The 478-nt window shown below is 35.1% G+C and carries 1 protein-coding gene; it reads right to left on the bottom strand.

Annotated features, from left to right (window positions below):
- Positions 1–229: 229 nt before the first annotated feature.
- Complete coding sequence (locus H5160_RS20150) at positions 230–439, bottom strand: cold-shock protein (RefSeq protein ID WP_007580429.1); 210 nt, start codon at positions 437–439, stop codon at positions 230–232.
- Positions 440–478 lie beyond the last annotated feature (39 nt).

The raw sequence follows: 478 nt of genomic DNA, 5'->3' as shown, positions 1-478 counted from the left end.
CTTCGTTAAACCATTTTACTGAACCAGTAGTTGTATTAGACATAATATGTATCCTAAAAAATTAATATAAGTGTGCCTGAAAAGAGGCGATTGAGCCGGAAAAAATAGTTAACTTGAGGATATCGTGTGGGATTATTACTAAAACAACTCGGTACTAACAAATAAAACAAAACTTCTTTCAAACTAGTATTCAAAATGGGTTATTGCTAACCCATTTTAACGAAAGCAATTAGATGCTAACAATGTTCTCGGCTTGTGGGCCTTTTTGACCTTGAGTAACAGTAAACTGTACACGTTGGCCTTCAGCTAAAGTTTTAAAACCGTCGCCAGAGATCGCGCTGAAATGTGCAAAAACGTCTGCGCCAGATTCTTGCTCGATAAAACCAAAACCTTTTGCTTCGTTAAACCATTTTACTGAACCAGTAGTTGTATTAGACATAATATGTATCCTAAAAAATTAATATAAGTGTGCCTGAAA

It is taken from the genome of Pseudoalteromonas sp. SG43-4, from assembly GCF_014164325.1.
GTDB lineage: Bacteria > Pseudomonadota > Gammaproteobacteria > Enterobacterales > Alteromonadaceae > Pseudoalteromonas > Pseudoalteromonas distincta.
The sequence above is the reverse complement of the archived record's forward strand: the minus strand, read 5'-3'. Positions and strand labels throughout refer to the sequence as shown.

Bases quoted from the DNA above. Each gene is read 5' to 3' on its own strand.
- H5160_RS20150 (WP_007580429.1), bottom strand. From the start codon at position 439: ATGTCTAATACAACTACTGGTTCAGTAAAATGGTTTAACGAAGCAAAA.